The organism is Pseudoduganella plicata, assembly GCF_004421005.1.
GTDB lineage: Bacteria > Pseudomonadota > Gammaproteobacteria > Burkholderiales > Burkholderiaceae_D > Rugamonas > Rugamonas plicata.
Genome location: NZ_CP038026.1, coordinates 4,509,689 through 4,536,113 on the forward strand (window position 1 = coordinate 4,509,689; position 26,425 = coordinate 4,536,113).

Here is a 26,425-nt window from a genome sequence, read left to right on the forward strand (position 1 = left end):
AGCGACATGAGTGCAGACTACGAGACCATGGAAGTGAAGGGCGGTCACCCCGTCAAGATGTGGACGCACGGTGTGCCCGTCGAGACGGCGGCCAGGGAGCAGCTGGCCAACACGGCAAAGATGCCGTTCATTTACAAGCATATTGCCGTCATGCCGGATGTCCATCTGGGCAAGGGCTCGACCATCGGCAGCGTCATCCCGACGCTGGGCGCCATCATCCCCGCGGCGGTCGGCGTCGACATCGGCTGCGGCATGATGGCGGCAAAGACGACACTGTCGGCCAATGACCTCCCCGATAATCTCGGGCCGCTACGCAGCGCCATCGAAAAAGCCATTCCGCACGGGCTGTCGCCCCGCACCCGCGGTTTCAAGGGCCGCGATGAAGGCTCCTGGCAAAATCCGCCCTCCGCGGTGGATGCCGCATGGATGCAGCTGAAGGAAGAATTCGACGTCATCTGCGCGAAGACGCCGAAGCTGCGCCACACGAACAACTACAAGCACCTCGGCACGCTCGGCACGGGCAACCACTTCATCGAAGTCTGCCTCGACGAGGACAATGCCGTCTGGCTGATGCTGCACTCCGGCTCGCGCGGCGTGGGCAATGCGATCGGCACACACTACATCGAACTGGCGCAGCAGGACATGCGCACGCATATCGCCAACCTGCCGGACCGCGACCTGGCGTACCTGAAAGAGGGCACGCAGCATTACGACGATTACGTGGAAGCCGTTGGCTGGGCGCAGAAGTTCGCGCGGATGAACCGCGAAGTGATGATGCAGAACCTGATCGCCGCCATGCGCACCGTTATCCGCAAACCGTTCCAGACGCACCTGGAAGCCGTCAACTGTCATCACAACTACGTGCAGAAGGAACGCCACTTCGGGCAGGACGTGCTGGTAACGCGCAAGGGCGCCGTCTCGGCGAAGACGGGCGAGTTGGGGATCATTCCGGGCTCGATGGGCGCGCGCAGCTATATCGTGCGCGGCAAGGGCAACGAGGAGAGCTTCACCAGCTGTTCCCATGGCGCGGGCCGGACGATGAGCCGCACCGAGGCGAAACGCCGCTTTACGCGCGCGGACCAGGTCAGGGCGACGGCCGGCGTGGAGTGCCGCAAGGACGACGGCGTCATCGACGAAATTCCGATGGCGTACAAGGATATCGACGCGGTGATGCACGCACAGCGCGAGCTTGTGGAAGTGGTGCATACACTTAAGCAGGTGGTCTGTGTGAAGGGCTGATGTAGAGAGGCACGCGCGATGATTGAGCTGGACGGATCCACGGGTGAGGGCGGCGGCCAGATCCTGCGCTCCGCGCTGACGCTGTCGATGATCACGGGGCAGCCGTTCCGGATCCGGCATATCCGCGCCAACCGCCCCAGGCCTGGCCTGATGCTGCAGCATCTGATGGCCGTAAAGGCCGCGGCGGCAGTATGCGATGCCGAGGTCAGTCATGCTGAGGTGGGATCGACGGAGCTGGTGTTTGCACCGCGCTGTATCAAGGGCGGCGTCTACGACTTGGCGATCCGCACTGCCGGCAGCTCGACGCTCGTGCTGCAAACGCTGCTGCCTGCGCTGCTGTATGCGGACGTGCCGTCCGTGGTGCGGATCAGCGGCGGCACGCACAACCCGAAGGCCCCGCCTGCCCACTTCATCGAACGTGCCTATCTGCGCCTGCTGGCTGCAATGGGCGCGCAAATCGAGTTCGAGCTGAAACGCTTCGGCTTCTATCCCAACGGCGGCGGGGAGCTGTGCGCCGCCGTCTGGCCCTGTCCGGAATTACATCCGCTGAATCTGCTCGAACGGGGCACGCTGCGCACAGCGCAAGGGGAAGCGTATGTGGCCGCGCTGCCGCTGGCGATCGCGCAGCGGGAGCTGGACTGCGTCAGGAAGGAGCTGGACTGGGACGATGACGTCCTGCATGCACATCCGCTGGCAAACGACCAGGGGCCCGGTAACGTCGTGCTGCTGACGGTCGACAGCGAATACGTCACCGAGGTGTTTTCGGCGGTGGGCGAGAAGCGCGTGCGTGCCGAAGCAGTGGCGGGCGGGGCCATCCTGGCGGCGCAGCGCTACCTCGTTTCCGGCGCTGCTGTCGGCGAGCACCTGGGCGACCAGCTGATGCTGCCGCTGGCCCTGGCCGGTGGCGGCAGCTATACCGTCGATCACGTCTCGCAGCACGCGATCACGAACGCGGAAGTGATCGCGCAGTTCCTGCCGGTGACCGTCACGTTTACGGCCGGCGAGCGGTGCAGCCTGTGCACGATCGCGGGGACTTCAGAATAGATACTGCGCGCTGAAGCCGGCCTGCCAGTTGCGCCCCGGCGCCGCTTCATAATAGCGCCTGTTCGTGTCGCCGACGATCACCGAGCCGACGTACGTCCTGTCCAGCAGGTTGTTGAGCCGGACGAACTCGCGGATGCGCCAGTTGCCCACCGGCTGCTGTGCGTTCATCCGCAGATTCACGACGCCATACCCAGGTGCCGGCTGCTCGCGGTTTGTGTCCTCCGCATACACGCGGCCGTTGGCCAGGGCTTCGACGGCCGCGCCATAACGTCCCGCCGCTTCCTTCCACGCCAGCTCGCCGTATGCCGTGACGCGCGCAACGCCAGGAATGCGGTTGCCTTCGGCGACATTGGCAAAGGCCTCGTCGTAAATCGCGCGCAGTCCCGTCAACGCGACGCGTGCCGTAAAGCCGCGGCCCCAGTTCGCATCGAACGAGACCTCCATTCCCTGGCGCAGCGTCCGGCCCGCGTTGCGGTAGCTGGTGCGCCCGCCGCTGGCCGCGTCCACGACCAGTTCGTCGCGCGTGCGGACCTGGAACAGCGCCACGTCCACGCGCGCGGATTCGTTCAGCTGCGCCTTCGTTCCCAATTCCACGTGCGTGCTGCGGGCGGGCCGCAGGCCGAAATTGAAGCCGCCGCCCGTGCCCGAGTAGAACGATTCGTTCAGTGTCGGCGTTTCGAAACCGCGTGCGGCGCTGGCATAAACGCTGAGGGCAGGCGTGAGCTTGTACAGGGCGCCCAGGACGGGTGTCGTGCGCGAGAACGTCATGCCGCCGCTGTCGTTGCCGTTGGCGAGGAAGCGGTCCGACACGTCGACCTTGACGCGGCTGTGCCGCAGGCCACCGGTCAGTCGCCACGCGCCGCTTTGCCATTCGCTCTGGACGTAGGGATCCAGGTTCGACACCACATCGTTTTCGTCGCGCCGCAATGCGCCGCGCACGCCAAGCTGGTTGCCGACGAAGTTCTCGTAGCCGGTGCGGTCGTCGCTGGAACGGTCGTAATCCAGGCCGACGGTGGTGCGCAGCACGCCATTGTCGAAGCGGCGCACGTCGCGCCAGCTCATCGCCGCGCCGTAGAAGTCGCGGTCGAAATCGATCACGCCGCCCGAATGCGACGGCGGTGCCTGGAAGGCCTTAGAGAAGGCCTGGTATTGCACGACTTCCCGGTTACCGCCATAGACCATCAGGTGCAGACGGTTCTCGCCGAAGTACCTGTCGTAGCTGGCGCCAGCCTGCTGGTGGTCGATGCTCTTGCGCGTGTTGTAGCGATTGGCGAAGGTACGCTTCGGCGTCTCGGTATCGTTCGGGTCCGTCTCGCCGGCTCTCGGATCGCGCAGGTAAGTGGCCCACTGGACGCCCAGCGGATCCTCGCTGCCCTTCTGGCGCAAGGCGCTCGCAACGATGGTCAGCTTGCTGCGCTGGTCGGGTTCGAAGGTGATCTTGGCGAATGACTGGTCGCGTCGTGCGGCGCTGTGGTCGCGGTAGCCATCCGTGTCGAACCGGGATGCGTCAAGCACATAGCCCATCTTGCCATCGCGGCCCTGTGCGCTGACGTCCACCTTGCGTGCGCCATCGCTGCCCGCCGTGACCGATGTCTCCACCGAAGCGGGCTCTTTGCCGTCTTCGGTGAACAACTGCACCACACCGCCCGAGTGATTGCCATATAGCGCGGAGAATGGGCCGCGCAGTACCTCGATGCGTTGGGCGCGATCAAGATTGAATGTGGCCGCCTGGCCTTGGCCGTCCGGCATGGTGGCGGGTATGCCGTCGGCAATGAGGCGTACGCCGCGCACGCCGAACGCCGAGCGCGCACCGAAGCCGCGCGACGAGATCTGCAGGTCCTGCGCGTAGTTATAGCGGTTTTGCACGACCAGCCCCGGTACCGCTACCAGCGACTCTGAGGCGTTAACGCGCATCTGGCCTTCGCGAATGCGGGCGGCATCGACGACATCGATCGCCGCCGGAACGTCCTGGCTTGCATGCTCGATGCGGCTGGCGGTGATGACGACGACGTCGTTAATCGAGTCGGCCGCGAATGTGGCAACAGGGAAGGCCGCGGCAACGGCTGAGGTAATGAGAGACAGGTGGAATCGGAACATAGGGATAGCGGATGGGATGGATGGTCTGCCAACTAATATAACCCGACCCCGAATATTTCGCCGTCCCTCTTGCGGAGCGTTCGCCGCCTTGCTATAGTTCTGTCCCTGCCGCAGCGTAGTAGTGAAAACGAAACGATGCGACAGTGTGAGGCCCGCAGTGCGGGGCTGAACAAAGTGCCTTGAGCGGCGCTGAACGAAGAAAAAAGAGAGTTGACGAGCTGCACGAAACACCGCATAATCTCATCTCTCTGCTGCTGACAAACACAACGATTTGTCGGGTTCCGAAAGGATCGCAGCAAGTGCCTCCGGGCAGAATTCTTTAACAATCAACAGTCGATAAGTGTGGGCGTTTGATGTGAGTGTGCCCGGGACTTCGGTCCCGATACTCAAAATATAGCATCAAACGCTCGCAAGAAATTTAACGTGACCTCGCAAGAGGAACGTCAGATTCTTGAGAGTGAATTTCTCCCAGTGGGAGGAATTCAAGACTACGTCCATTTATGGATGTTAAACAGAGATTAAACTGAAGAGTTTGATCCTGGCTCAGATTGAACGCTGGCGGCATGCTTTACACATGCAAGTCGAACGGTAACAGGGAGCTTGCTCCGCTGACGAGTGGCGAACGGGTGAGTAATATATCGGAACGTACCCAAGAGTGGGGGATAACGTAGCGAAAGTTACGCTAATACCGCATACGATCTAAGGATGAAAGCAGGGGACCGCAAGGCCTTGTGCTCCTGGAGCGGCCGATATCTGATTAGCTAGTTGGTAGGGTAAAGGCCTACCAAGGCATCGATCAGTAGCTGGTCTGAGAGGACGACCAGCCACACTGGAACTGAGACACGGTCCAGACTCCTACGGGAGGCAGCAGTGGGGAATTTTGGACAATGGGCGCAAGCCTGATCCAGCAATGCCGCGTGAGTGAAGAAGGCCTTCGGGTTGTAAAGCTCTTTTGTCAGGGAAGAAACGGGTGCGGCTAATATCTGCATCTAATGACGGTACCTGAAGAATAAGCACCGGCTAACTACGTGCCAGCAGCCGCGGTAATACGTAGGGTGCAAGCGTTAATCGGAATTACTGGGCGTAAAGCGTGCGCAGGCGGTTTTGTAAGTCTGTTGTGAAATCCCCGGGCTTAACCTGGGAATGGCAATGGAGACTGCAAGGCTAGAGTTTGGCAGAGGGGGGTAGAATTCCACGTGTAGCAGTGAAATGCGTAGAGATGTGGAGGAACACCGATGGCGAAGGCAGCCCCCTGGGTCAAGACTGACGCTCATGCACGAAAGCGTGGGGAGCAAACAGGATTAGATACCCTGGTAGTCCACGCCCTAAACGATGTCTACTAGTTGTCGGGTCTTAATTGACTTGGTAACGCAGCTAACGCGTGAAGTAGACCGCCTGGGGAGTACGGTCGCAAGATTAAAACTCAAAGGAATTGACGGGGACCCGCACAAGCGGTGGATGATGTGGATTAATTCGATGCAACGCGAAAAACCTTACCTACCCTTGACATGTACGGAAGCCACGAGAGATCGAGGTGTGCTCGAAAGAGAACCGTAACACAGGTGCTGCATGGCTGTCGTCAGCTCGTGTCGTGAGATGTTGGGTTAAGTCCCGCAACGAGCGCAACCCTTGTCATTAGTTGCTACGAAAGAGCACTCTAATGAGACTGCCGGTGACAAACCGGAGGAAGGTGGGGATGACGTCAAGTCCTCATGGCCCTTATGGGTAGGGCTTCACACGTCATACAATGGTACATACAGAGGGCCGCCAACCCGCGAGGGGGAGCTAATCCCAGAAAGTGTATCGTAGTCCGGATTGTAGTCTGCAACTCGACTGCATGAAGTTGGAATCGCTAGTAATCGCGGATCAGCATGTCGCGGTGAATACGTTCCCGGGTCTTGTACACACCGCCCGTCACACCATGGGAGCGGGTTTTACCAGAAGTAGGTAGCTTAACCGTAAGGAGGGCGCTTACCACGGTAGGATTCGTGACTGGGGTGAAGTCGTAACAAGGTAGCCGTATCGGAAGGTGCGGCTGGATCACCTCCTTTCTAGAGTCGGCACGGATCGCAAGATCGTGCATCAAACGCTCACACTTATCGACTGTTGGATGAAGAAGAAACAGTAGCACCGCAAGATACAAGGCATCAACACTGCGGGTCTGTAGCTCAGCTGGTTAGAGCACCGTGTTGATAACGCGGGGGTCGTTGGTTCGAGCCCAACCAGACCCACCACGTATCGCGCAAGAAAATCCCTGGGGGATTAGCTCAGCTGGGAGAGCACCTGCTTTGCAAGCAGGGGGTCGTCGGTTCGATCCCGTCATCCTCCACCAAAAGCTTAAACGTAAGCGTGACTTGTTCGCTTTTACGTTTAGTCTTTAAGAGACTACTGCTGTTTCGTTCTTTAACAATCTGGAAGAAGTAAAGTTTTATTGAATGCATGAGACATCATGCGTTCAGGGTAGTAATAAAGCTCATCAAAAACACAGTAGTAAATGCTTGAACCGATAGCCGTCAAGGTTATAGGGACAAGTGAATAAGTGCACATGGTGGATGCCTTGGCGATTACAGGCGATGAAGGACGTAGTAGTCTGCGATAAGCTACGGGGAGCTGACAAACGAGCTTTGATCCGTAGATTTCCGAATGGGGAAACCCACCCTTTTAGGGTATCACTCACTGAATACATAGGTGTGTGAGGCGAACGCGGCGAACTGAAACATCTAAGTAGCTGCAGGAAAATAAATCAACCGAGATTCCCAAAGTAGTGGCGAGCGAAATGGGATGAGCCTGCATATGATAGTCGGACTGATAGTGGAAGCCTCTGGAAATAGGCGCCATAGTGGGTGATAGCCCCGTACGCGAAATCAGACCGGTGGTACTAAGTATGCGACAAGTAGGGCGGGACACGAGAAATCCTGTCTGAAGATGGGGGGACCATCCTCCAAGGCTAAATACTCGTAATCGACCGATAGTGAACCAGTACCGTGAGGGAAAGGCGAAAAGAACCCCGGGAGGGGAGTGAAATAGATCCTGAAACCGTGTGCATACAAACAGTCGGAGCGGACTTGTTCCGTGACGGCGTACCTTTTGTATAATGGGTCAGCGACTTACATTCAGTAGCGAGGTTAACCGAATAGGGGAGCCGCAGAGAAATCGAGTCCGAACAGGGCGCTAGTTGCTGGGTGTAGACCCGAAACCAAGTGATCTACCCATGGCCAGGTTGAAGGTGCGGTAACACGCACTGGAGGACCGAACCCACTAATGTTGAAAAATTAGGGGATGAGCTGTGGGTAGGGGTGAAAGGCTAAACAAACTTGGAAATAGCTGGTTCTCTCCGAAAACTATTTAGGTAGTGCCTCAAGTATCACCATCGGGGGTAGAGCACTGTTATGGCTAGGGGGTCATCGCGACTTACCAAACCATTGCAAACTCCGAATACCGATGAGTGCGAGCTTGGGAGACAGACATCGGGTGCTAACGTCCGGTGTCAAGAGGGAAACAACCCAGACCGCCAGCTAAGGTCCCAAAGATTGGCTAAGTGGAAAACGAAGTGGGAAGGCTAAAACAGTCAGGATGTTGGCTTAGAAGCAGCCATCATTTAAAGAAAGCGTAATAGCTCACTGATCGAGTCGTCCTGCGCGGAAGATGTAACGGGGCTAAGCCAGTCACCGAAGCTGCGGATATGCGTAAGCATATGGTAGGAGAGCGTTCTGTAAGCCTGCGAAGGTGTCTTGTAAAGGATGCTGGAGGTATCAGAAGTGCGAATGCTGACATGAGTAGCGATAATGCGGGTGAAAAGCCCGCACGCCGTAAGCCCAAGGTTTCCTGTTCAACGTTCATCGGAGCAGGGTGAGTCGGCCCCTAAGGCGAGGCAGAGATGCGTAGCTGATGGGAAGCAGGTTAATATTCCTGCACCGTCGTATGATGCGATGGGGGGACGGATCGCGGAAGGTTGTCTGACTGTTGGAATAGTCAGTTTCTGGTTCATAGAAGGTACTTAGGCAAATCCGGGTACATAATTCAAGGGACTGGGACGAGGAACTTAGGTTCTGAAGCAATCGGAAGTGGTTCCAAGAAAAGCCTCTAAGCTTCAGTCATACGAGACCGTACCGCAAACCGACACAGGTGGGCGAGATGAGTATTCTAAGGCGCTTGAGAGAACTCGGGAGAAGGAACTCGGCAAATTGGTACCGTAACTTCGGGAAAAGGTACGCCCCGGTAGCTTGGTCACTTTACTGTGATAGGGCGAAAGGGTTGCAATAAACTGGTGGCTGCGACTGTTTAATAAAAACACAGCACTCTGCAAACACGAAAGTGGACGTATAGGGTGTGACGCCTGCCCGGTGCTGGAAGATTAAATGATGGGGTGCAAGCTCTTGATTGAAGTCCCAGTAAACGGCGGCCGTAACTATAACGGTCCTAAGGTAGCGAAATTCCTTGTCGGGTAAGTTCCGACCTGCACGAATGGCGTAACGATGGCCACACTGTCTCCTCCCGAGACTCAGCGAAGTTGAAGTGTTTGTGATGATGCAATCTACCCGCGGCTAGACGGAAAGACCCCATGAACCTTTACTGTAGCTTTGCATTGGACTTTGAACCAATCTGTGTAGGATAGGTGGGAGGCTTTGAAGCGGGGACGCCAGTTCTCGTGGAGCCAACCTTGAAATACCACCCTGGTTTGTTTGAGGTTCTAACCTTGGTCCGTGATCCGGATCGGGGACAGTGCATGGTAGGCAGTTTGACTGGGGCGGTCTCCTCCTAAAGTGTAACGGAGGAGTTCGAAGGTACGCTAGGTACGGTCGGACATCGTGCTAATAGTGCAATGGCATAAGCGTGCTTAACTGCGAGACCGACAAGTCGAGCAGGTACGAAAGTAGGACATAGTGATCCGGTGGTTCTGTATGGAAGGGCCATCGCTCAACGGATAAAAGGTACTCTGGGGATAACAGGCTGATTCCTCCCAAGAGTTCATATCGACGGGGGAGTTTGGCACCTCGATGTCGGCTCATCACATCCTGGGGCTGTAGCCGGTCCCAAGGGTATGGCTGTTCGCCATTTAAAGTGGTACGTGAGCTGGGTTTAAAACGTCGTGAGACAGTTTGGTCCCTATCTGCCGTGGGCGTTGGAAATTTGAAGGGGGCTGCTCCTAGTACGAGAGGACCGGAGTGGACGAACCTCTGGTGTACCGGTTGTCACGCCAGTGGCATTGCCGGGTAGCTAAGTTCGGAAGAGATAACCGCTGAAAGCATCTAAGCGGGAAACTTGCCTTAAGATGAGATTTCCCAGAGCCTTGAGCTCTTTGAAGGGTCGTTCGAGACCAGGACGTTGATAGGTCAGGTGTGGAAGTGCAGTAATGCATTAAGCTAACTGATACTAATTGCCCGTACGGCTTGTCCCTATAACCTTGACGGTTGTGGCAAGCATTTACCCTGTGTGAGCTTTAACGAGTATTACCCCAACTTTACTTCTTCCAGATTCAAGAACACAGCTGCTCTGTCGAGAGCTGTGTTCTGTACAAGTCATGCCTGATGACCATAGCAAGTCGGTCCCACCCCTTCCCATCCCGAACAGGACCGTGAAACGACTTTGCGCCGATGATAGTGCTGCAACCAGTGTGAAAGTAGGTTATCGTCAGGCTGTTATACCGAGAAAAGCCCACCAGTGATCTGGTGGGCTTTTTTCATTTCCGCTTCATATTCCCAGCACGCCGCCGACTTGGCGCGCCGTCCCGAACCGTCGCTCCGCCGGGCACTGCCCGACGTCGCACTTTGCGCCGATTGCTCCGCGCGCGACTGGCGGACGTTGCGACGTTCGCCACTAGCGAACGTCGCCTGCAATCAGTGGGAAAGTAGGTTATCGCCAGACTGTTTATATAAAGAAATCCCGTCCAGTGATCTGGCGGGGTTTTTCGCATTCGGGGCGCATATTCCAGCAGTATGTGCCGACTGTGATCGCCGCTGCGAGGTTTTGCCCCGCTCTGGATTCCGGGCTTGCGAACACGCCTGCGACTCGGTGAAGTCAGGCCTTCACCGGACGCCGTTCGGATGACGAAAGGCGTAGAGGTTAGCGTCGGGACTGCCGCGCGGCCAGTCCCCGACACTTTTCGTTAATGCTCAAACGCCCCAGATGATGTCGTCCCCACCGTCGCGCGCGGCGCGCAGCATTTCCAGCAACGGGTAAGCACGCTGGGCGAAGCCGACGTGGTTGCGTTCGGCGATTTCCGGCGTCTCGCCTTCTTCAGGCAGCGTATGGGCATGCGTGTGGGCCGCGTGGTCCGCTTCGACTTCGGGGTGCAGCTTGCTCAGCGCGACTTCCTGCTCCAGCAATTCCACCGCCTTTGCCGCTTCTGCTGCCGTGATGACGCCGCGGCTGGCATTCTTGTGCAGCAGATCGAGGATACGCTGCGCGTGCTCCTGGTACATCGTCAGTCCTGCCGAGGATTTGGATTTGAACGTGATTAACATGGCGCTTCCTGGTTGTAGTTTTATTGGTTTAACGATATTACGACTACTCGAGATCCATTGTACGCACACGTACGTTCAGTTGACCCTGAACGAGCGGAGGAACGTGTCGACATTCTCCTTGCTGACCGCATTTTCAGGTCCGATCACTACGACCTGGTAGACGCGCTTCCCACGCGCCAGAAAGCGCCCGTGCAATGTCACCGGTGCACGGGCACGGGCGCCGTGAGCTTCCACATCGAATCCACCATCGCGTATCGATTCCTTGGCGGCCGCCGCGCCGATATTGCGCACCATCGCTGTTTTCATGGCTTGTACCGCCATTTGCGCCTTCTCCGCATCCGCCAGCTCGGCGCTGCCGACAGCGAACAGCGTGCCGTCGATATCGGTAGCCGCCATCGTCATCGATGCTGTCTGGCCGTCCAGGTTGACAGAGCGCGTGTGCGACGCGGGCTTGCTGGGAAACAGCACGGCGTACGGCGCGACATTGCTGCGATAGTCGCGCCAGTCGAACTTCGGACTACAGGCGCACACCGCCAGCGCGGCGAACGGGATAACAAGTAATCGAAAGGGCGGCTTCATGCTCCGATGGTAGCAGTCAGGCAGCACGTGCGCCACCGCGCGATGCGGCCTCAGCCGTGGTGCAGGGCCCGACGAAACTGGATGGCCTCGGCCACGTGTTTTTCGGCGATCGCCGCCGTGTCCGCCAGATCCGCAATCGTCCTTGCTACCCTGAGTACCCGGTGGTACGCCCGCGCGGACCAGTGGAACTGCAGCATCGCCTTGTGCAGCAGCTCCTGTCCCGCGCGCTCGGGCTGGCAATAGCGGTCGATCTCGCGTGGCGTCAGATGACGGTTGGTTTTTTGCTGGCGGACCATCTGGCGCTCCAGCGCCGCTTCAACGCGCAGCGCGATGGTGCCCGACGGTTCTCCTTCGGCACCGGTCAGCAGCATCTCGGCACTGACTGGTCCCACCTCGATCTGCATGTCGATGCGATCCAGCAGCGGACCTGAGATGCGGTTCTGGTATCGTGCGACAGCTTCCGGTGTACAGCGGCAGCGGGCGGCGGGGAGGCCGAGGAAGCCGCAAGGACACGGATTCATCGCGGCGATCAGCTGGAAGCGCGCCGGAAAGTCCGATTGCCTGGCTGCGCGCGACACGGTAACGCGACCCGACTCGAGCGGCTCGCGCAGCACTTCCAGTACGCGCCGGTCGAACTCCGGCAGCTCGTCCAGAAACAGCACGCCGCAATGGGCCAGTGATATCTCCCCAGGGCGAGGCACGCTGCCGCCGCCCACCAGCGCCACAGCCGAGGCCGTGTGATGGGGCGAGCGGAAGGGACGACGTTTCCAGCATTGGGTAGAAAACCCGCCCGTCAGCGACTGCACTGCGGCCGCTTCCAGTGCCTCGTCGTCCGTCATCGGTGGCAGGATGCCCGCGAAGCGCGATGCCAGCATCGTCTTGCCCGCACCTGGCGGCCCTACCAACAGCAGGCTGTGCGCGCCGGCCGCGGCGACCTCCAGCGCCCGCTTGGCACGCTGCTGGCCCTTCACTTCCGCGAAGTCGGGATAAGTCGCCCCGATCGACGCCAGACTGGCCCGATGACGCGTCAGCCGGAGCGTGTCGTCGGCAGCACGAAAGTGATTGCAGACCTCCAGCAGCGTGGCGGCGGGGTAGATGGCCGCGTCCGGCACCAGCGCCGCTTCGTCGGCATTGGCGCGGGGCAGGATGAATGCATGCCGCTGGCCCCTGGCGCGCTGCATCGCAAAGGTCATGGCCAGGGCGCCGCGGATGGGGCGCAGTTCGCCCGTCAGGGACAGTTCACCGGCGAATTCGTAAAGAGACAGCGGCGGCGTGGGAATCTGGCCGGAAGCGGCCAGGATGCCAATGGCAATCGGCAGATCGAAGCGGCCGGATTCCTTGGGCAGATCGGCGGGCGCGAGATTGACGGTAATGCGATGGTGCGGCATGTCGAAGCCCGCGTTCAGGATCGCGGCACGCACGCGCTCGCGCGACTCTTTCACTTCCGTATCGGCCAGCCCGACGATGTTGAACGCAGGCAGGCCGTTGGCGAGGTGGATTTCCACACTGACCTGCGGCGCCTCCATGCCCGCCAGCGCGCGACTCCTCAGGACGGCCAGACTCATGGAAACCCCGCTGCGAACACGATCCTCAAATGCTAGAGCGTCCCGCAGGCCGGGTTTTGCGCGGCCGCAAAGGCGGCCGGGACTTACAGCGGCGTCTTCTCGGCAGCCATCTTTGCTTCCAGCTCGGCCAGGCGCGTTTCCAGCAGTTCCAGGCGCGCACGGGTCTTGGCCAGCACCTGCGCCTGGATGTCGAATTCCTCGCGGGTGACGAGATCCAGGCGCGCAAAGCCCTGCGTCATCATCGATTTGACGTTCTTCTCGATGTCCTTGGCGGGAGAATTCTGGATCACGTGATTGATTTTGTTTTGCAGGTCGTTGAAGAAATTGTTCATGTCCACGATGGGCTCCAGGTGATGGGGTCTCGACCGCACCAGTGTAGTGCGGCGCCAGAGATTATTTGGTGCGAAAGGGTCGGCATTCCACCCTCCTGACGGCTATCGATCCAACAACATTTGCTGGCACGCATTCTGCTTAGGAAGGGGGAAGCTTTGACGATCACCTGGATTTTAAACCGCAATAAAAGTTCACTCAAAAGGAAATCGCCATGAAACACCCGAGCAAGCACCTGTCACTGGCTGTCATCCTGTCCGCAAGCGTCGCTGCAGGCCATGCCGGCGCGCAGGAAGTCGCCGCGGCGCCTGCGGCGAAACCGGACAATGAGATCAGCTTTAATGCGGCCGTTACCAGCGATTACCGTTACCGCGGGATTTCGCAGACACGACTGAAACCCGCGCTGCAGGGCGGCGCCGACTGGGTCAACAACCCGACAGGTTTTTATGCCGGCACCTGGCTTTCCACCATCAAGTGGGTGAAAGACGGCGGCGGCGACGGCAGCATCGAATGGGATGTCTACGCCGGCAAGCGCGGCGAAATCGCGCCCGGCATCTCGTATGACGTGGGTGGCCTGGGGTACGTCTACCCGTCGAACTCGCTGCCGACCAGCGCGAACACGTTCGAACTGTACGGCCAGCTGGGCTACGGCCCAGCCACCCTGAAATATTCCCACTCGCTGACCAATCTGTTCGGTTTCGCCGACAGCAAGAACAGCCAATACCTGGACGCCTCCGTCAACCAGGAGCTGGCACAGGGTTTCATCCTGAATCTTCACGTGGGCCATCAGAAAGTCAGGAATAACGGCGGCGCCGATTACACCGACTGGAAGGTCGGCGTCACCAAAGACTTCGGCGTTGCCACCGTCGCGCTGGCATACGTCGACACGAATACCGAAAGCTATATCGCACCAAACGGCAAGAACCTGGGCAAGTCCGGCGTGGTGCTGACCGTCTCCAAAACCTTCTGAACGAGGCCCGCAATGAAACTGATTACCGCCATCATCAAGCCCTTCAAGCTGGACGAAGTGCGCGAAGCGCTGTCCGCCATTAACGTGCAGGGCATCACCGTGACTGAAGTGAAGGGTTTCGGCCGGCAGAAGGGCCACACGGAGCTGTATCGTGGCGCTGAATATGTCGTCGATTTTCTGCCCAAGACGAAAATCGAGGCAGCCGTGGATGACGCCATCGTCGAGCAGGCCATCGAAGCGATCGAAAGCGCGGCGCGCACGGGCAAGATCGGCGATGGCAAGATTTTCGTGTACAACCTCGAACAGGTTATCCGTATCCGTACCGGCGAAACCGGTAACGACGCTCTCTAAGGGGAAAACTGAATGAAAAAAACCATAACAAAATGGCTGGCCGGGATTGCCGTAACGATGGCACTCGGCACGGCCGTACCGGCCTGGGCACAGGACGCGGCAGCCACCACGCCAGCGGCGACTGCCACGGTTGCCGCACCGGCCGCACAGGCCGCGACCGCTGCCACGACGGTCGCGCCAGCGCCTGCAGCTCCCGCAGCCGTCGCCAACAAGGGTGACACAGCCTGGATGTTCGTTGCCACGCTGCTCGTGATCCTGATGACGATTCCCGGTCTGGCACTGTTCTATGGCGGCCTGGTGCGTACCAAGAACATGCTGTCGGTGCTGATGCAGGTATTTACGATCTTCAGCCTGATCATCGTGCTGTGGTGCCTGTACGGCTATTCGTTCGCCTTCACCCAAGGCAACGCCTTCATCGGCTCGGGCGCCCGCGCGCTGCTGAATGGCATCTACGATCCGGCCACGGGCTTTGCAGTGGCCGCCACGTTCAGCAAGGGCGTCGTCATTCCCGAGTTTATCTTTGTCGCCTTCCAGGGAACGTTTGCCGCTATTACCTGCGCCCTGATCGTGGGCGCGTTTGCCGAACGGGCGAAATTCGCCGCCGTGCTCGCGTTCATCGTGCTGTGGTTCACGTTCTCGTACCTGCCGATCGCCCACATGGTCTGGTTCTGGACGGGCCCGGACGCAATCACGAATGCCGACACCCTGGCGGCCGAGGCGGCCAAAGCTGGCTTCATCTGGCAAAAAGGCGCGCTGGACTTCGCCGGCGGCACAGTCGTGCACATCAACGCCGCCGTGGCGGGCATCGTCGGCGCCTTCATGATCGGCAAGCGCGTCGGCTACGGTCGCGAATCGATGGCGCCGCACTCGCTGACGTTGACGATGGTCGGCGCTTCGCTGCTGTGGGTGGGCTGGTTCGGCTTCAATGCCGGTTCCGCGCTGGAAGCTGGCGACGTGGCCGCGCTGGCGTTCATCAATACGCTGCTGGCGACCGCGTCCGCCGCCGTGTCGTGGCTCTTTGCAGAATGGATTTTCAAGGGCAAGCCTTCGATGCTGGGTGCCGCTTCCGGCGCCGTTGCCGGCCTCGTCGCGATCACCCCGGCGGCAGGTTACGTCGGTCCGATGGGCGGCTTGGTCATCGGCCTGGTCGCTGGTATAGTCTGCCTGTGGGGCGTGAACGGCCTGAAGCGGATGCTGGGCGCGGACGACTCGCTGGACGTGTTCGGCGTGCACGGCGTCGGCGGTATTCTTGGCGCGATACTGACCGGTGTATTTGCCGCGCCATCGCTGGGCGGCCAGGGTATCTGGGATTACGTGACGAATGCCGCATCCCCGGACTTCTCGATTGCCGGCCAGGTCATGACGCAGGCTACGGCCGTCGGCATCACGATCGTCTGGTCGGGCATCGTTTCGGTGATCGCTTACAAGCTGGTTGACATGGTCATCGGGCTGCGCGTGCCGGAAGAGCAGGAGCGTGAAGGCCTGGACATCACGAGCCACGGCGAATCGGCCTACCACTCCTGATACCGTCCGGTTCAGCCCAAAGCGCCCCAACGGGGCGCTTTTTTGCTTTCAGAACCTTTAAATTGTCGGTTCCGCCCCGATTTGATGAATTCGCAATTCGCCCGACCGACTACAAGGATGTAACATGGTGCCCCACCTCGTCACGGCCCTGACCGGACCGCTGCTCGACCTCGAAGAAAAAATCCTCGCCGCGACGCCCGCCATCGAGCGCTGGTTCCGGCTGGAGTGGCAGGAACACACGCCGCCGTTCTACTGCTCCGTCGATCTGCGCAACGCCGGCTACAAGCTGGCGCCGGTGGACACCAACCTGTTCCCGGGCGGCTTCCATCACCTGGCGACCGAAATGCTGCCGTTGTCGGTACAGGCCGCCATGGCTGCCATCGATAAATATTGCCCAGACGCGCGCAACCTTCTGGTCATTCCGGAAAGCCATAACCGCCACCCGACTTACCTTGAAAACGTGGCCCGGCTGACGCAGATCTTCCGCCAGACGGGCCTGCACGTGCGGCTCGGCACGCTCAATCCGGAGATCACGCAGCCCACGCCACTGGCTCTGCCGGACGGCAATATGCTCGTCATCGAGCCACTGGAGCGTTCTTCGAACGGCCGTCGCCTCGGGCTGAAGGATTTCGACCCATGCACGATCCTGCTAAATAACGACCTGTCGGCCAGCATTCCGGACATCCTGCAAAACATCCATGAGCAGAGCCTGCTGCCGCCGCTGCATGCGGGCTGGGCGCTGCGGCGCAAGAGCAACCACTTCACGGCCTATGACGAAGTGGCGAAGAAGTTCGGCAAGCTGATCGGTGTTGACCCGTGGATGGTCAACCCGTTCCACGCCAAATGCGGCGAAGTCGACCTGCAAACGGGCGAGGGGCAAGAGGTTTTGGCCGGCAACGTCGATGCCGTGCTGGCGAAAATCCGCAAGAAATACAAGGAATACGGCATCAAGGAAAAACCGTTCGTCATCATCAAGCCCGATGCGGGCACGTACGGCAAAGGCATCATCACCATCCGCGATGCGGCCGAGCTGAAAGACCTGTCGCCGGCGCAGCGCGAAAAGATGTCTGTTGTGAAAGACGGCAAGGTGGTCACCGACCTGAACATCCAGGAAGGCGTGCCCACGTTCGAGAGCATCAAGGAATCGGTGGCCGAACCGGTCGTCTACATGATCGACCGCTATGTCGTCGGCGGTTTCTACCGGGTGCACGCGGAGCGGGGCGTCGATCAGAACCTGTACGGTCCCGGCTCCGAATACGTGCCGCTGGCGTTTGCCCAGCAGCACGCCATTCCCGACCTGAAAGCCAAGCCGGGAACGGCCGCGCCCAACCGTTTCTACGTGTACGGCGTCGTGGCGCGGCTGGCCTTGCTGGCGGCATCGCTGGAAATGGAACGTACGGATCCGAATCCCGAAGTGTACTGAGCCACGCTGGGCCGGCGGGCGATGCCGTCGAAGAAACTCGGCTAAAATCAGTCATTACTTCGAATGGATGCACCAATGAAAATCGCGTTCCTCGCCGACCCGCTGGCAAGCTTCAAGATCTACAAGGATTCCACCTTCGCCATGATGGCCGAGGCCGCCAAACGCGGCCACGAGGTGTATGCCTTCCAGCAGCGCCACATGGCGTTGCGCGACGGCATCGTCAGCGCGCGCGTCGAGCGCATCACGCTGACGGGCGACCAGGATGCCTGGTACACGGCTGGCCCTGCGCAAGACATGCGGCTGGGCGAGTTCGACGCCATCCTGGAGCGCAAGGACCCGCCGTTCGACATGGAATATGTCTATGGCACGTACCTGCTGCAGCTGGCCGAACAGCAGGGCGCCAAGGTGTTCAACAAGCCGCAGGCGATCCGCGACCACAACGAAAAGCTGGCCATTGCCCAGTTCCCGCAGCTTACGGCGCCAACGCTCGTGACGTCGGACGAAGCGCGGCTGCGCGCCTTCCACGCCGAGCATGGCGACGTCATCCTCAAGCCGCTGGACGGCATGGGCGGCACCGGCATCTTCCGCGTCAAAGCGGACGGCCTGAACCTGGGCTCCATCATCGAGACGCTGACGGACAACGGCAAGCGCACCATCATGGTGCAGCGCTATATTCCCGAGATCGTCAAGGGTGACAAGCGCATCCTTGTCATCGGCGGCAAGCCTGTCCCGTTCTCGCTGGCACGCATTCCGCAGGGCAGCGAAATTCGCGGCAATCTGGCAGCCGGCGGCATCGGCGTTGCGCAACCGCTGACGACGCGCGACCGGGAGATTGCCGAGGCGCTGGGCCCCGTGCTGGCCGCCCGCGGCTTATTGCTGGTAGGATTGGATGTGATCGGCGATTACCTCACCGAGGTCAACGTCACGAGTCCGACCTGTTTCCAGGAGATCACCCAGCAGTCCGGCTTCGATGTCGCAGCCATGTTTATCGACGCGCTGGAAGCGGCGGGCGGACAAGGATAACCATGGTAGGAATTTTGCTTATGACACATGCACCGCTGGGAGAAGCATTCCTGGCGGCGGTGTCGCACGTGTTTCGCGGGAAGGTCGAGCATCTGGAAGCAATCGACGTGATAGCGGACCAGGATTTACTGGACGTGCAGAAGCTGGCGGCGGCGGCGATCAAGCGGCTGGACGACGGTTCCGGTGTGCTGGTGATTACCGACGTCAAAGGGGGCACGCCGGCAAATTGCTGCAACAAACTGGCGGACGCGGGGCACGTGGAAGTCATCGCCGGCATCAGCCTGCCGATGCTGCTGCGGGCAATCACGTATCGCACCGATACGCTGGATGTGGTGGTGGAAATGGCGCTGGCGGGCGCCCAGAGCGGTGCGGTCCGGGTGGACAACCGCATTCGCGTGCAATAAGCGAGTCTTAAAGCGCATCTTAAAGATGTCGTTCTAATATGGCGCGCACTGACAAAATGAGTGAAAAAACTAAAACATGATTCAGCAAGAACTCGAGATTAGCAACAAACTGGGGCTGCATGCGCGTGCTTCCGCCAAGTTCACCCAGCTGGCCGCCAAGTACAAAAGCGATGTCTGGCTGTCCCGCAACGGGCGCCGCATCAACGCGAAGTCCATCATGGGCGTCATGATGCTGGCCGCGGGCAAGGGCGCCAAGGTCACCCTGGAGGCCGACGGTGCCGACGAAGCCGACTGCATTGCCGCGCTGTCCGCGCTCGTCAACGACAAGTTCGGCGAAGGCGAGTAAATGCCGTTTGACCGCAGCCGTTCCCCCTTCCCAGCAGGAGCATCGATGGCATCGTTCACACTGCACGGCATCCCGGTCTCGCGCGGCATCGCCATCGGCCGCGCCCACCTGCTGGCGCCGGCCGCACTGGACGTCAAGCACTACCTGATCGCCGAGGAACACGTCGAGGCGGAAGTGGTGCGCCTGCAGACCGCGCTGGCGGCTGTCCACCGTGAGCTGCAAACGTTGTGGAACGAGCTGCCCAAGGATGCGCCCACGGAGCTGGGCGCATTCATCGACGTGCATGCGCTGATCCTGTCGGACCCGATGATCTCGGAGGCGCCGCTCGACATCATCCGTGGCCGCCACTACAACGCCGAATGGGCGCTGGTGACGCAGATCGAGGAACTCTCCGCCCAGTTCGACGAGATCGAGGATGCCTACCTGCGCGAGCGCAAGGCCGACATCCAGCAGGTCGCCGAGCGGGTGCTGAAAGTCCTGATGGGCAGCGAGCCGCTGGCGGCGCCGTATGCCGTCAACCCGGGCGACGACGAATTCATGGCGCAGATGGTCGTCATCGCGCATGACATCTCGCCGGCCGACATGCTCAAGTTCCGCGACCGCTCGTTCATCGGCTTCGTGACGGACGTGGGCGGCCAGAACTCGCACACGGCCATCGTCGCGCGCAGCCTGGACATACCGGCCGCCGTCGGCGTGTCGCAGGCCTCCGCGCTGATCGAGCAGGACGACTGGGTCATCATCGATGGCGAGGCCGGTGTCGTCATCGTCAGCCCCAGTGCGCTCGTGCTGGAACAGTACCGTGAGCGCCAGCTGGCCGCGCAGCGCGCCCGCAAGAAGCTGGGCAAGCTGAAAAAAACGCCGGCCGTCACAAAAGACGGTACGCCGATCACGCTGCTGGCCAATATCGAACTGCCGGACGACTGCGGTCCCGCGCTGGAAGCGGGCGCCAACGGCGTCGGCCTGTTCCGCTCCGAGTTCCTGTTCATGGGGCGCGCGGCCGATATGCCGTCCGAGGACGAGCAGTTCGAGCAGTATCGTCGTGCCGTGGCGGCGATGAAGGGCCGTCCCGTGACCATCCGCACGCTCGATATCGGCGCCGACAAGCCGCTCGACCCCACCGAGCACACGGCTCTCAACCCCGCGCTGGGGCTGCGCGCGATCCGCTACTGCCTGTCCGAACCGCAGCTGTTCCTGACGCAGCTGCGCGCCATCCTGCGTGCCTCCGCTCATGGCAAGGTGCGCATCCTGATCCCGATGCTGGCGCATGCTTTCGAGATCGACCAGTCGCTGGCGATGATCGAACAGGCCAAGGCACAGCTGCGCGAAGCAAACGTCAAATTCGACGCGAACGTGGACGTGGGCGCGATGATCGAGATCCCGGCGGCGGCGCTGGCGCTGCCGATGTTCGTGCGCAAGATGAACTTCCTGTCGATCGGCACCAACGACCTGATTCAGTACACGCTGGCCATCGACCGGGTTGATTATGAGGTGGCACACCTTTACAATCCTCTTCATCCCGCCATCCTGCAACTGATTTCGATGACCATAGCCGCCGGCCAGAAGGCCGGTATCGACGTTGCCGTGTGTGGCGAGATGGCGGGCGACGTCAAGCTGACGCGCCTGCTGCTCGGCATGGGCCTGCGCGAGTTCTCCATGCATCCCGCGCAACTGCTCTCCGTGAAGCAGGAAATCCTGAACAGCGACATGGGCGCGATCGTCCCGCTGACCCGCAAGATACTTCGTTCGATGGACCCGGATGGCATCGCGGATGCCGTGCTGGCCCTGCAGACGATTTAACGGACCACCGGGGGCCTGCCGCGCCCTGGCTGGCCGCATACAGTGGCGCCTTCATTGTGGCGCCACATCGACGACTGGCCCGTGGGGCCGCAGTAACGTGATCAACAACCCATGTCCTCGATAGGAATCGTCTCTCCGCAAACGATGGCGTTTGCGGAACCCCTGCGGTTGCAGAGCGGCGCCACGCTGCGCGACTACCGCCTGATGTATGAAACATACGGCACCCTGAATGCCGACAAATCCAATGCGGTGCTGGTGTGCCACGCGCTGAACGCGTCGCACCACGTGGCCGGCTACTATGCCGACGACCCGAAAAACGTCGGCTGGTGGGACAATATGGTCGGTCCCGGCAAGCCGCTCGATACCGACAAGTTCTTCGTCATCGGCGTCAACAACCTGGGCTCGTGTTTCGGCTCCACTGGCCCGATGCACGTCAATCCCGCCACCGGCAAGCCTTACGGCGCCGCCTTCCCTGTCGTGACGGTGGAGGACTGGGTCAATGCGCAGGCGCGCCTGGCCGACCAGCTGGGCATCGCGCAGTTCGCCGCCGTGATGGGCGGTTCGCTGGGCGGCATGCAGGCGCTCGCGTGGAGCATCATGTTCCCGGACCGGCTGCGCCACTGCGTGGTGATCGCCTCCACGCCCAAGCTCTCGGCGCAGAACATCGCCTTCAACGACGTCGCCCGCCAGGCCATCCTGTCCGACCCGGACTACCGCGGCGGCGATTTCTACGAACATGGCGTGGTGCCAAAGAACGGCCTGAAGGTGGCGCGCATGGTCGGCCACATCACGTATCTGTCGGATGACGACATGGCCGAGAAATTCGGCCGCAAGCTGAGGGACATGGTGGGTAAAGACGGCGCCGAAAGGGGCGACTACAAGTTCGGCTTCGGCATCGACTTCGAAATCGAATCGTACCTGCGCTACCAGGGCGACAAGTTTTCCGAATACTTCGACGCCAACACCTACCTGCTGATCACGAAAGCGCTGGACTACTTCGACCCGGCGCGCGTGCATGACGGCGACCTGGCGAAAACGCTGGCCGTGACGAAAGCAAAATTCTTCCTGGCGTCGTTCACGACCGACTGGCGTTTTTCGCCGGAGCGCTCGCGCGAGATCGTTCAGGCGTTGCTCTGCAACAGGCGCGAAGTGACGTATGCGGAGATCGATGCGCCGCACGGCCACGATGCGTTCCTGCTGGACGATGCGCGCTACATGAACCTGGTGCGTGCCTATTACGAGCTGGTATGGAAAGAACTGGAAGGGAAGGGCGCATGACGTTCGACGATCTGAAAACCGCGCGGCCCGACCTGGCCTTCATCGCCCACTGGGTACAACCGGGGGCGCACGTGCTGGACGTGGGCTGCGGCGACGGCGTCATGATGGACTACCTGCAGACGGACAAGCGCTGCAGCGGCTACGGTCTTGAACTGGCGGACGACCGCGTGCTGGCAAGCACGAAGCGCGGCGTGCGCGTGATCCAGCAGGATTTCGAAAAGGGCCTCGGCATCTTTGGCGACAATTCGTTCGACACGGTGCTGTGCCTGTCGTCGCTGCAGATGATGCAGCACGTGGAAAACCTGCTGCGCGATATCGTGCGCGTGGGGCGCGAAGCGATCGTCTCGTTCCCCAACTTCGCCTACTGGCCGCACCGCGTCGCGCTGCTGCGCGGACGGATGCCGGTGTCGAAGACGCTGCCGTACCAGTGGTACGACACGCCCAACGTGCGCTGCGCAACCATCGAGGACTTCCGCGAACTTGCGGCCGACGTGGGACTGGAAGTGATGGAATGCGTGGCGCTTGCGGAAGGCAGGATCGTCAACGTGCTGCCGAACCTGCGCGGCGAGCTGGCTGTGTTCCGGCTGCGGAAAAAGGGCGGCGGCTAAGCTGTGCTATCGTGTCGCCTGCCGGCGAGTTATTGTCGGAATTATCACGCCAGTTTGGACCAATACGATGAAATCGATCACGACCAAGACCCGCCACGCCATCGCTTTGCTGGTGCTGGCAACCAGCACAGGACTGGCGTCGGCCCAGCAGCCGTCGCCACGTTCGCAAGAGGCCACTGACGGCATTCCCGTCACACGCCTGTCGCGCCTGCGCGTCCTCAGCGACGAGCAGGCCGTCAACCAGCAGTCAAAGCTGCAGTATGACCAGCTGCTGCAGGAAGCCGGCCAGAAGAACGCCCTCGTGCCGGCGAACCATCCGCAGGTGCAGCGCCTGCGCGCCATTGCCAAGCGCATCATTCCGCACGTTGGCCGCTGGAATGCAGAGGCAGCCAACTGGAACTGGGAAGTCAACCTGCTGGCCTCCGACCAGGTCAACGCGTTCTGCATGCCAGGCGGGCGCATCGCCTTCTTCACGGGCATCCTGACGAAACTGAACATGACGGACGACGAAGTGGCCATGGTGATGGGTCATGAAATCGCCCATGCGTTGCGCGAGCACGCCCGCAAGCGGCAAGGCGAATCGCAACTGGCCGCCATCGCCGGCAAGATCGGTGGCGTGGCGGCGTCCGCGCTGTTCGGCATCGATCCGCAGCTGACGGACTTCGGCGGGCGCATGGCGGCCCAGGTGGCCGTGCTGAAGTTCTCGCGCGGCGAGGAAACGGAAGCGGACCTTGTCGGCATCGACCTGGCCGCGCGCGCCGGTTTCGATCCCCGCGCCGGCATCGCGCTGTGGCAGAAGATGGGCGCCGTCAATTCGCGCGCGCCGATCGAATTCATGTCGACGCACCCCAGTGGCGAAACCCGTATCGCCGAAATGAACAAGAGCATGCCGCTGGTGCTGCCGGTGTACGCGCGCACGCGCGGCACGACCGTGGCCGCGCTGCCGGCCTATCGCACGACGCCGCTGCCGAAGTCGTAATGGCCGGACCGAAGGGGGAAAAGGCGCCGTTGCCGATGCGCGACGGCGTCACGCCCAGCTATCTGTGGCTGCCTGAAGGCGACTGGCAGGACCTGATCGGCTTCATGGTGGCGAACTACCCCGCGGTGACGGAAGTCCAATGGCGCGAGCGCATGGCCCGGGGCGACGTCGTCGATGCGAAGGGCACGCCGCTGCGGCCCGACTCGCCGTACCGGCGCGGCCTGCGCATCTTCTATTACCGCGAGCTGGAAGAGGAAACACCAATTCCGTTCGAGGAAGCGATCCTGTACCAGGACGAGCATATCGTCGTGGCGGACAAGCCGCACTTCCTGCCGACGATCCCGACGGGACGCTTCCTGAAAGAGACGCTGCTGGTGCGCCTGCGCCGGCGGCTCGGCATCGAGGATCTCGTGCCCATTCACCGGCTGGACCGCGAAACGGCAGGGGTCGTCGTCTTATCCTGCAATGCGAACTCGCGCGGCGCTTACCAGTCGCTGTTCCAGAAGCGCCTCGTGCAGAAGGAATACGAAGCCCTGGCGGGGCCGCTGCCGGGACGCGAGTTCCCGTTCCACTACAAGAGCCGCATGGTCGAAGGCGACAAGTTCTTCACGATGAAGGAGGCGCCGGGCGAACCCAATTCCGAGACGACCATCGACGTGATCGAGACGCGCGGCGAGCACGTGCTGTACCGCCTGTGGCCGCACACCGGGCGCCAGCACCAGCTGCGCGTGCACCTGTCGGCGCTGGGCATCCCCATCGTCAACGATGCGTTCTATCCCGTGGCGCTGCCATGCAAGGGGGACGATGTGTCGCAGCCACTGAAGCTGCTGGCCCGGGCGATCGGGTTTCCCGATCCGTTGACGGATGAGTGGCGCTGGTTCGAGAGCCGGCGGCGTCTGTAATTCAGGGACTGGATTCCCCGGTTCTCAGCGGGCGTAGTCGATGATCAGCGGTGCGTGATCGGAGAACTTCTCGTCCTTGTAGACGGCTACCGTCTGCGCGCAGCCGGCAATGCCGGGCGTGGCGACGTGGTAGTCGATGCGCCAGCCCACGTTCTTCGCGTAAGCCTGGCCGCGGTTGCTCCACCACGTGTACTGTTCGGGTCGGGGATCCAGGCCGCGGTGCACGTCCACATAGCCCACTTCATCGAACACGCGCGTCAGCCACGCCCGTTCTTCCGGCAGGAAGCCGGAATTCTTGACGTTGCCCTTCCAGTTTTTCAGATCGATTTCCTTGTGCGCGATATTCCAGTCGCCGCAGATGACGACTTCGCGGCCCTCCGCACGCAGCTGTGCCAGGTGCGGCAGGAACAGTTCCATGAAACGGAACTTCGCTTCCTGGCGTTCCGGCGACGACGAGCCGGATGGGCAGTAGACGGAGATGATGGTCAGGTCGCCGAAGTCGGCGCGCACGTAGCGGCCTTCCGCGTCGAACTCGGGACTGCCGAAACCGATCTTCACCGCGTCAGGCGCCAGCCTGCTGTAGATGCCGGTGCCGGAGTAGCCCTTCTTTTCCGCGTAGTGGAAGTGGCCGTGGTAGCCGTGCGGGTTCAGGAACTCTTCCGTCATGTCGGCGGCCTGCGCCTTGAGCTCCTGCACGCAGATGAAATCGGCCGACTGTGTCGCCATCCAGTTGAAGAAGCCCTTCTTGGAAGCGGAGCGGATTCCATTCAGGTTGGCGGAGATGATTTTTGGCATAGATTAAAATAACGGCACTTATCGTACAAGGACCGGCAATATGAACAATTTAAGGCAGCAGTTTATCGCGTTTTCCGTCTCGGCGGGGGTGCTCAGGTTCGGCGAATTCATGACCAAGGCAGGCCGCAAGTCGCCGTATTTCTTCAACGCGGGCCTGTTCCATGACGGCGCCACGCTGGCCCGCGTGGCCGACTTCTATGCCCAGACGCTGCTCGACTCGGGCGTCGAATTCGACATGCTGTTCGGCCCCGCGTACAAGGGCATCACGCTCGCTTCGGCCACGTCGATGGCGCTGGCCGCCAAGGGCCGCAACGTCTCCTTCGCCTACAACCGCAAGGAAGCCAAGGATCATGGCGAAGGCGGCACCCTGGTCGGCGCGAAGCTGCAGGGCAAGGTCGTCATCGTCGACGACGTGATTTCGGCCGGCACCTCGGTGCGCGAATCGGTCGAGATGATCCGCGCCGCCGGCGCAGAGCCGTGCGCCGTGCTGATCGCGCTGGACCGGATGGAACGGGGCGGCAAGGACGGCCAGATGTCCGAGTTCTCGGCCGTGCAGGAAGTGAGCCGGAACTACGGCATCCCCGTCATCTCCATCGGCAGTCTGGCCGACTTGTTCGGCTACCTGGCGGCCGACCCCGCGCTGGCCGAACATAAGGCGGCGGTGGAAGCGTATCGCAGCCAGTACGGCATCGCGTAATGGCACAAGG

21 protein-coding genes, 2 tRNA genes and 3 rRNA genes are annotated in these 26,425 nt (G+C 60.9%); 20 read left to right on the plus strand and 6 right to left on the minus strand.

Annotated features, from left to right (window positions below):
* Window positions 1-6 precede the first annotated feature (6 nt).
* Together E1742_RS19905 and rtcA are read left to right on the plus strand one after the other, a co-directional pair.
* Window positions 7-1,239 carry an RtcB family protein gene (locus E1742_RS19905; protein WP_134386889.1) on the plus strand — a complete coding sequence of 411 codons (1,233 nt, stop codon included), beginning with the start codon at window positions 7-9 and terminating at the stop codon, window positions 1,237-1,239.
* 18 nt (window positions 1,240-1,257) lie between these two features.
* The gene (gene rtcA / locus E1742_RS19910; protein WP_134386890.1) at window positions 1,258-2,283 is read left to right on the plus strand and encodes an RNA 3'-terminal phosphate cyclase; all 1,026 of its coding nucleotides are present in this window, start codon (window positions 1,258-1,260) and stop codon (window positions 2,281-2,283) included.
* On the opposite strand, the gene E1742_RS19915 is transcribed toward rtcA, so the two are convergent.
* A complete protein-coding gene (locus tag E1742_RS19915) occupies window positions 2,275-4,380 on the minus strand; it encodes a TonB-dependent receptor family protein (RefSeq protein ID WP_134386891.1) in 2,106 nt (701 codons plus the stop codon). The genes rtcA and E1742_RS19915 overlap by 9 nt on opposite strands.
* A 520-nt stretch (window positions 4,381-4,900) precedes the next feature.
* Between E1742_RS19915 and E1742_RS19920 the strand changes: the two genes are divergently transcribed.
* From E1742_RS19920 to rrf, 5 genes are all read left to right on the plus strand, one after another.
* A 16S ribosomal RNA gene (locus tag E1742_RS19920) occupies window positions 4,901-6,431 on the plus strand.
* A gap of 106 nt (window positions 6,432-6,537) precedes the next feature.
* A tRNA-Ile gene (locus tag E1742_RS19925) sits at window positions 6,538-6,614 on the plus strand.
* 22 nt (window positions 6,615-6,636) lie between these two features.
* Window positions 6,637-6,712 (plus strand) — tRNA-Ala (locus tag E1742_RS19930).
* 193 nt (window positions 6,713-6,905) lie between these two features.
* A 23S ribosomal RNA gene (locus E1742_RS19935) occupies window positions 6,906-9,778 on the plus strand.
* A gap of 126 nt (window positions 9,779-9,904) precedes the next feature.
* Window positions 9,905-10,017, plus strand: a 5S ribosomal RNA gene (gene rrf, locus E1742_RS19940).
* Together the 16S, 23S and 5S rRNA genes with 2 tRNA genes alongside form the textbook arrangement of a ribosomal RNA operon.
* A 476-nt stretch (window positions 10,018-10,493) precedes the next feature.
* Here the strand turns inward: rrf and E1742_RS19945 are convergent.
* The 4 genes from E1742_RS19945 to E1742_RS19960 all read right to left on the minus strand — a co-directional run bounded on the left by E1742_RS19945 (window position 10,494) and on the right by E1742_RS19960 (window position 13,326).
* Complete coding sequence (locus tag E1742_RS19945) at window positions 10,494-10,844, minus strand: DUF1840 domain-containing protein (RefSeq protein ID WP_134386892.1); 351 nt, start codon at window positions 10,842-10,844, stop codon at window positions 10,494-10,496.
* Between the two features lie 75 nt (window positions 10,845-10,919).
* Window positions 10,920-11,423, minus strand: a complete 504-nt coding sequence (locus E1742_RS19950; RefSeq protein ID WP_134386893.1) for a hypothetical protein — start codon at window positions 11,421-11,423, stop codon at window positions 10,920-10,922.
* A 50-nt stretch (window positions 11,424-11,473) separates the two neighbouring features.
* On the minus strand, window positions 11,474-12,988 hold the full coding sequence (locus tag E1742_RS19955) for a YifB family Mg chelatase-like AAA ATPase (RefSeq protein WP_134386894.1): 1,515 nt from the start codon (window positions 12,986-12,988) through the stop codon (window positions 11,474-11,476).
* 83 nt (window positions 12,989-13,071) lie between these two features.
* Entirely contained in the window at window positions 13,072-13,326 is a 255-nt protein-coding gene (locus E1742_RS19960) for an accessory factor UbiK family protein (RefSeq protein ID WP_134386895.1), read from the minus strand.
* A gap of 206 nt (window positions 13,327-13,532) precedes the next feature.
* Between E1742_RS19960 and E1742_RS19965 the strand changes: the two genes are divergently transcribed.
* The 12 genes from E1742_RS19965 (at window position 13,533) to E1742_RS20020 (ending at window position 24,923) form a co-directional block, all read left to right on the plus strand.
* A complete protein-coding gene (locus E1742_RS19965; RefSeq protein WP_134386896.1) occupies window positions 13,533-14,288 on the plus strand; it encodes a TorF family putative porin in 756 nt (251 codons plus the stop codon).
* Between the two features lie 12 nt (window positions 14,289-14,300).
* Complete coding sequence (locus tag E1742_RS19970) at window positions 14,301-14,639, plus strand: P-II family nitrogen regulator (RefSeq protein ID WP_134386897.1); 339 nt, start codon at window positions 14,301-14,303, stop codon at window positions 14,637-14,639.
* 12 nt (window positions 14,640-14,651) lie between these two features.
* Complete coding sequence (locus tag E1742_RS19975) at window positions 14,652-16,163, plus strand: ammonium transporter (protein WP_134386898.1); 1,512 nt, start codon at window positions 14,652-14,654, stop codon at window positions 16,161-16,163.
* Window positions 16,164-16,287: 124 nt separating this feature from the next.
* A complete protein-coding gene (gene gshA, locus E1742_RS19980; protein WP_134386899.1) occupies window positions 16,288-17,586 on the plus strand; it encodes a glutamate--cysteine ligase in 1,299 nt (432 codons plus the stop codon).
* Window positions 17,587-17,661: 75 nt separating this feature from the next.
* Entirely contained in the window at window positions 17,662-18,609 is a 948-nt protein-coding gene (gene gshB / locus E1742_RS19985) for a glutathione synthase (RefSeq protein ID WP_134386900.1), read from the plus strand.
* A gap of 2 nt (window positions 18,610-18,611) precedes the next feature.
* On the plus strand, window positions 18,612-19,013 hold the full coding sequence (locus tag E1742_RS19990; protein WP_134386901.1) for a PTS sugar transporter subunit IIA: 402 nt from the start codon (window positions 18,612-18,614) through the stop codon (window positions 19,011-19,013).
* 76 nt (window positions 19,014-19,089) lie between these two features.
* The gene (locus E1742_RS19995; protein ID WP_134386902.1) at window positions 19,090-19,359 is read left to right on the plus strand and encodes an HPr family phosphocarrier protein; all 270 of its coding nucleotides are present in this window, start codon (window positions 19,090-19,092) and stop codon (window positions 19,357-19,359) included.
* Window positions 19,360-19,404: 45 nt separating this feature from the next.
* Window positions 19,405-21,156, plus strand: coding sequence for a phosphoenolpyruvate--protein phosphotransferase (ptsP, locus tag E1742_RS20000; protein ID WP_134386903.1), 1,752 nt, complete (start codon window positions 19,405-19,407; stop codon window positions 21,154-21,156).
* Between the two features lie 111 nt (window positions 21,157-21,267).
* On the plus strand, window positions 21,268-22,434 hold the full coding sequence (metX, locus tag E1742_RS20005; RefSeq protein ID WP_134386904.1) for a homoserine O-succinyltransferase MetX: 1,167 nt from the start codon (window positions 21,268-21,270) through the stop codon (window positions 22,432-22,434).
* On the plus strand, window positions 22,431-23,042 hold the full coding sequence (gene metW / locus E1742_RS20010; protein ID WP_134386905.1) for a methionine biosynthesis protein MetW: 612 nt from the start codon (window positions 22,431-22,433) through the stop codon (window positions 23,040-23,042). Before metX ends, metW begins: the two co-directional genes overlap by 4 nt.
* 67 nt (window positions 23,043-23,109) lie before the next feature.
* Window positions 23,110-24,021, plus strand: a complete 912-nt coding sequence (locus tag E1742_RS20015) for a M48 family metallopeptidase (protein WP_134386906.1) — start codon at window positions 23,110-23,112, stop codon at window positions 24,019-24,021.
* Window positions 24,021-24,923 (plus strand): pseudouridine synthase, encoded by a 903-nt coding sequence (locus tag E1742_RS20020; RefSeq protein WP_229466124.1) that lies wholly within the window; start codon window positions 24,021-24,023, stop codon window positions 24,921-24,923. Before E1742_RS20015 ends, E1742_RS20020 begins: the two co-directional genes overlap by 1 nt.
* Before the next feature lie 24 nt (window positions 24,924-24,947).
* Here E1742_RS20020 and E1742_RS20025 read toward each other — a convergent pair whose 3' ends face one another.
* Complete coding sequence (locus E1742_RS20025) at window positions 24,948-25,718, minus strand: exodeoxyribonuclease III (RefSeq protein WP_134386907.1); 771 nt, start codon at window positions 25,716-25,718, stop codon at window positions 24,948-24,950.
* Between the two features lie 40 nt (window positions 25,719-25,758).
* On the opposite strand from E1742_RS20025, the gene pyrE reads away from it, so the two are divergent.
* Window positions 25,759-26,415: an orotate phosphoribosyltransferase gene (gene pyrE, locus E1742_RS20030; RefSeq protein ID WP_134386908.1), complete on the plus strand. Its 657-nt coding sequence runs from the start codon at window positions 25,759-25,761 to the stop codon at window positions 26,413-26,415.
* Window positions 26,416-26,425: the final 10 nt, after the last annotated feature.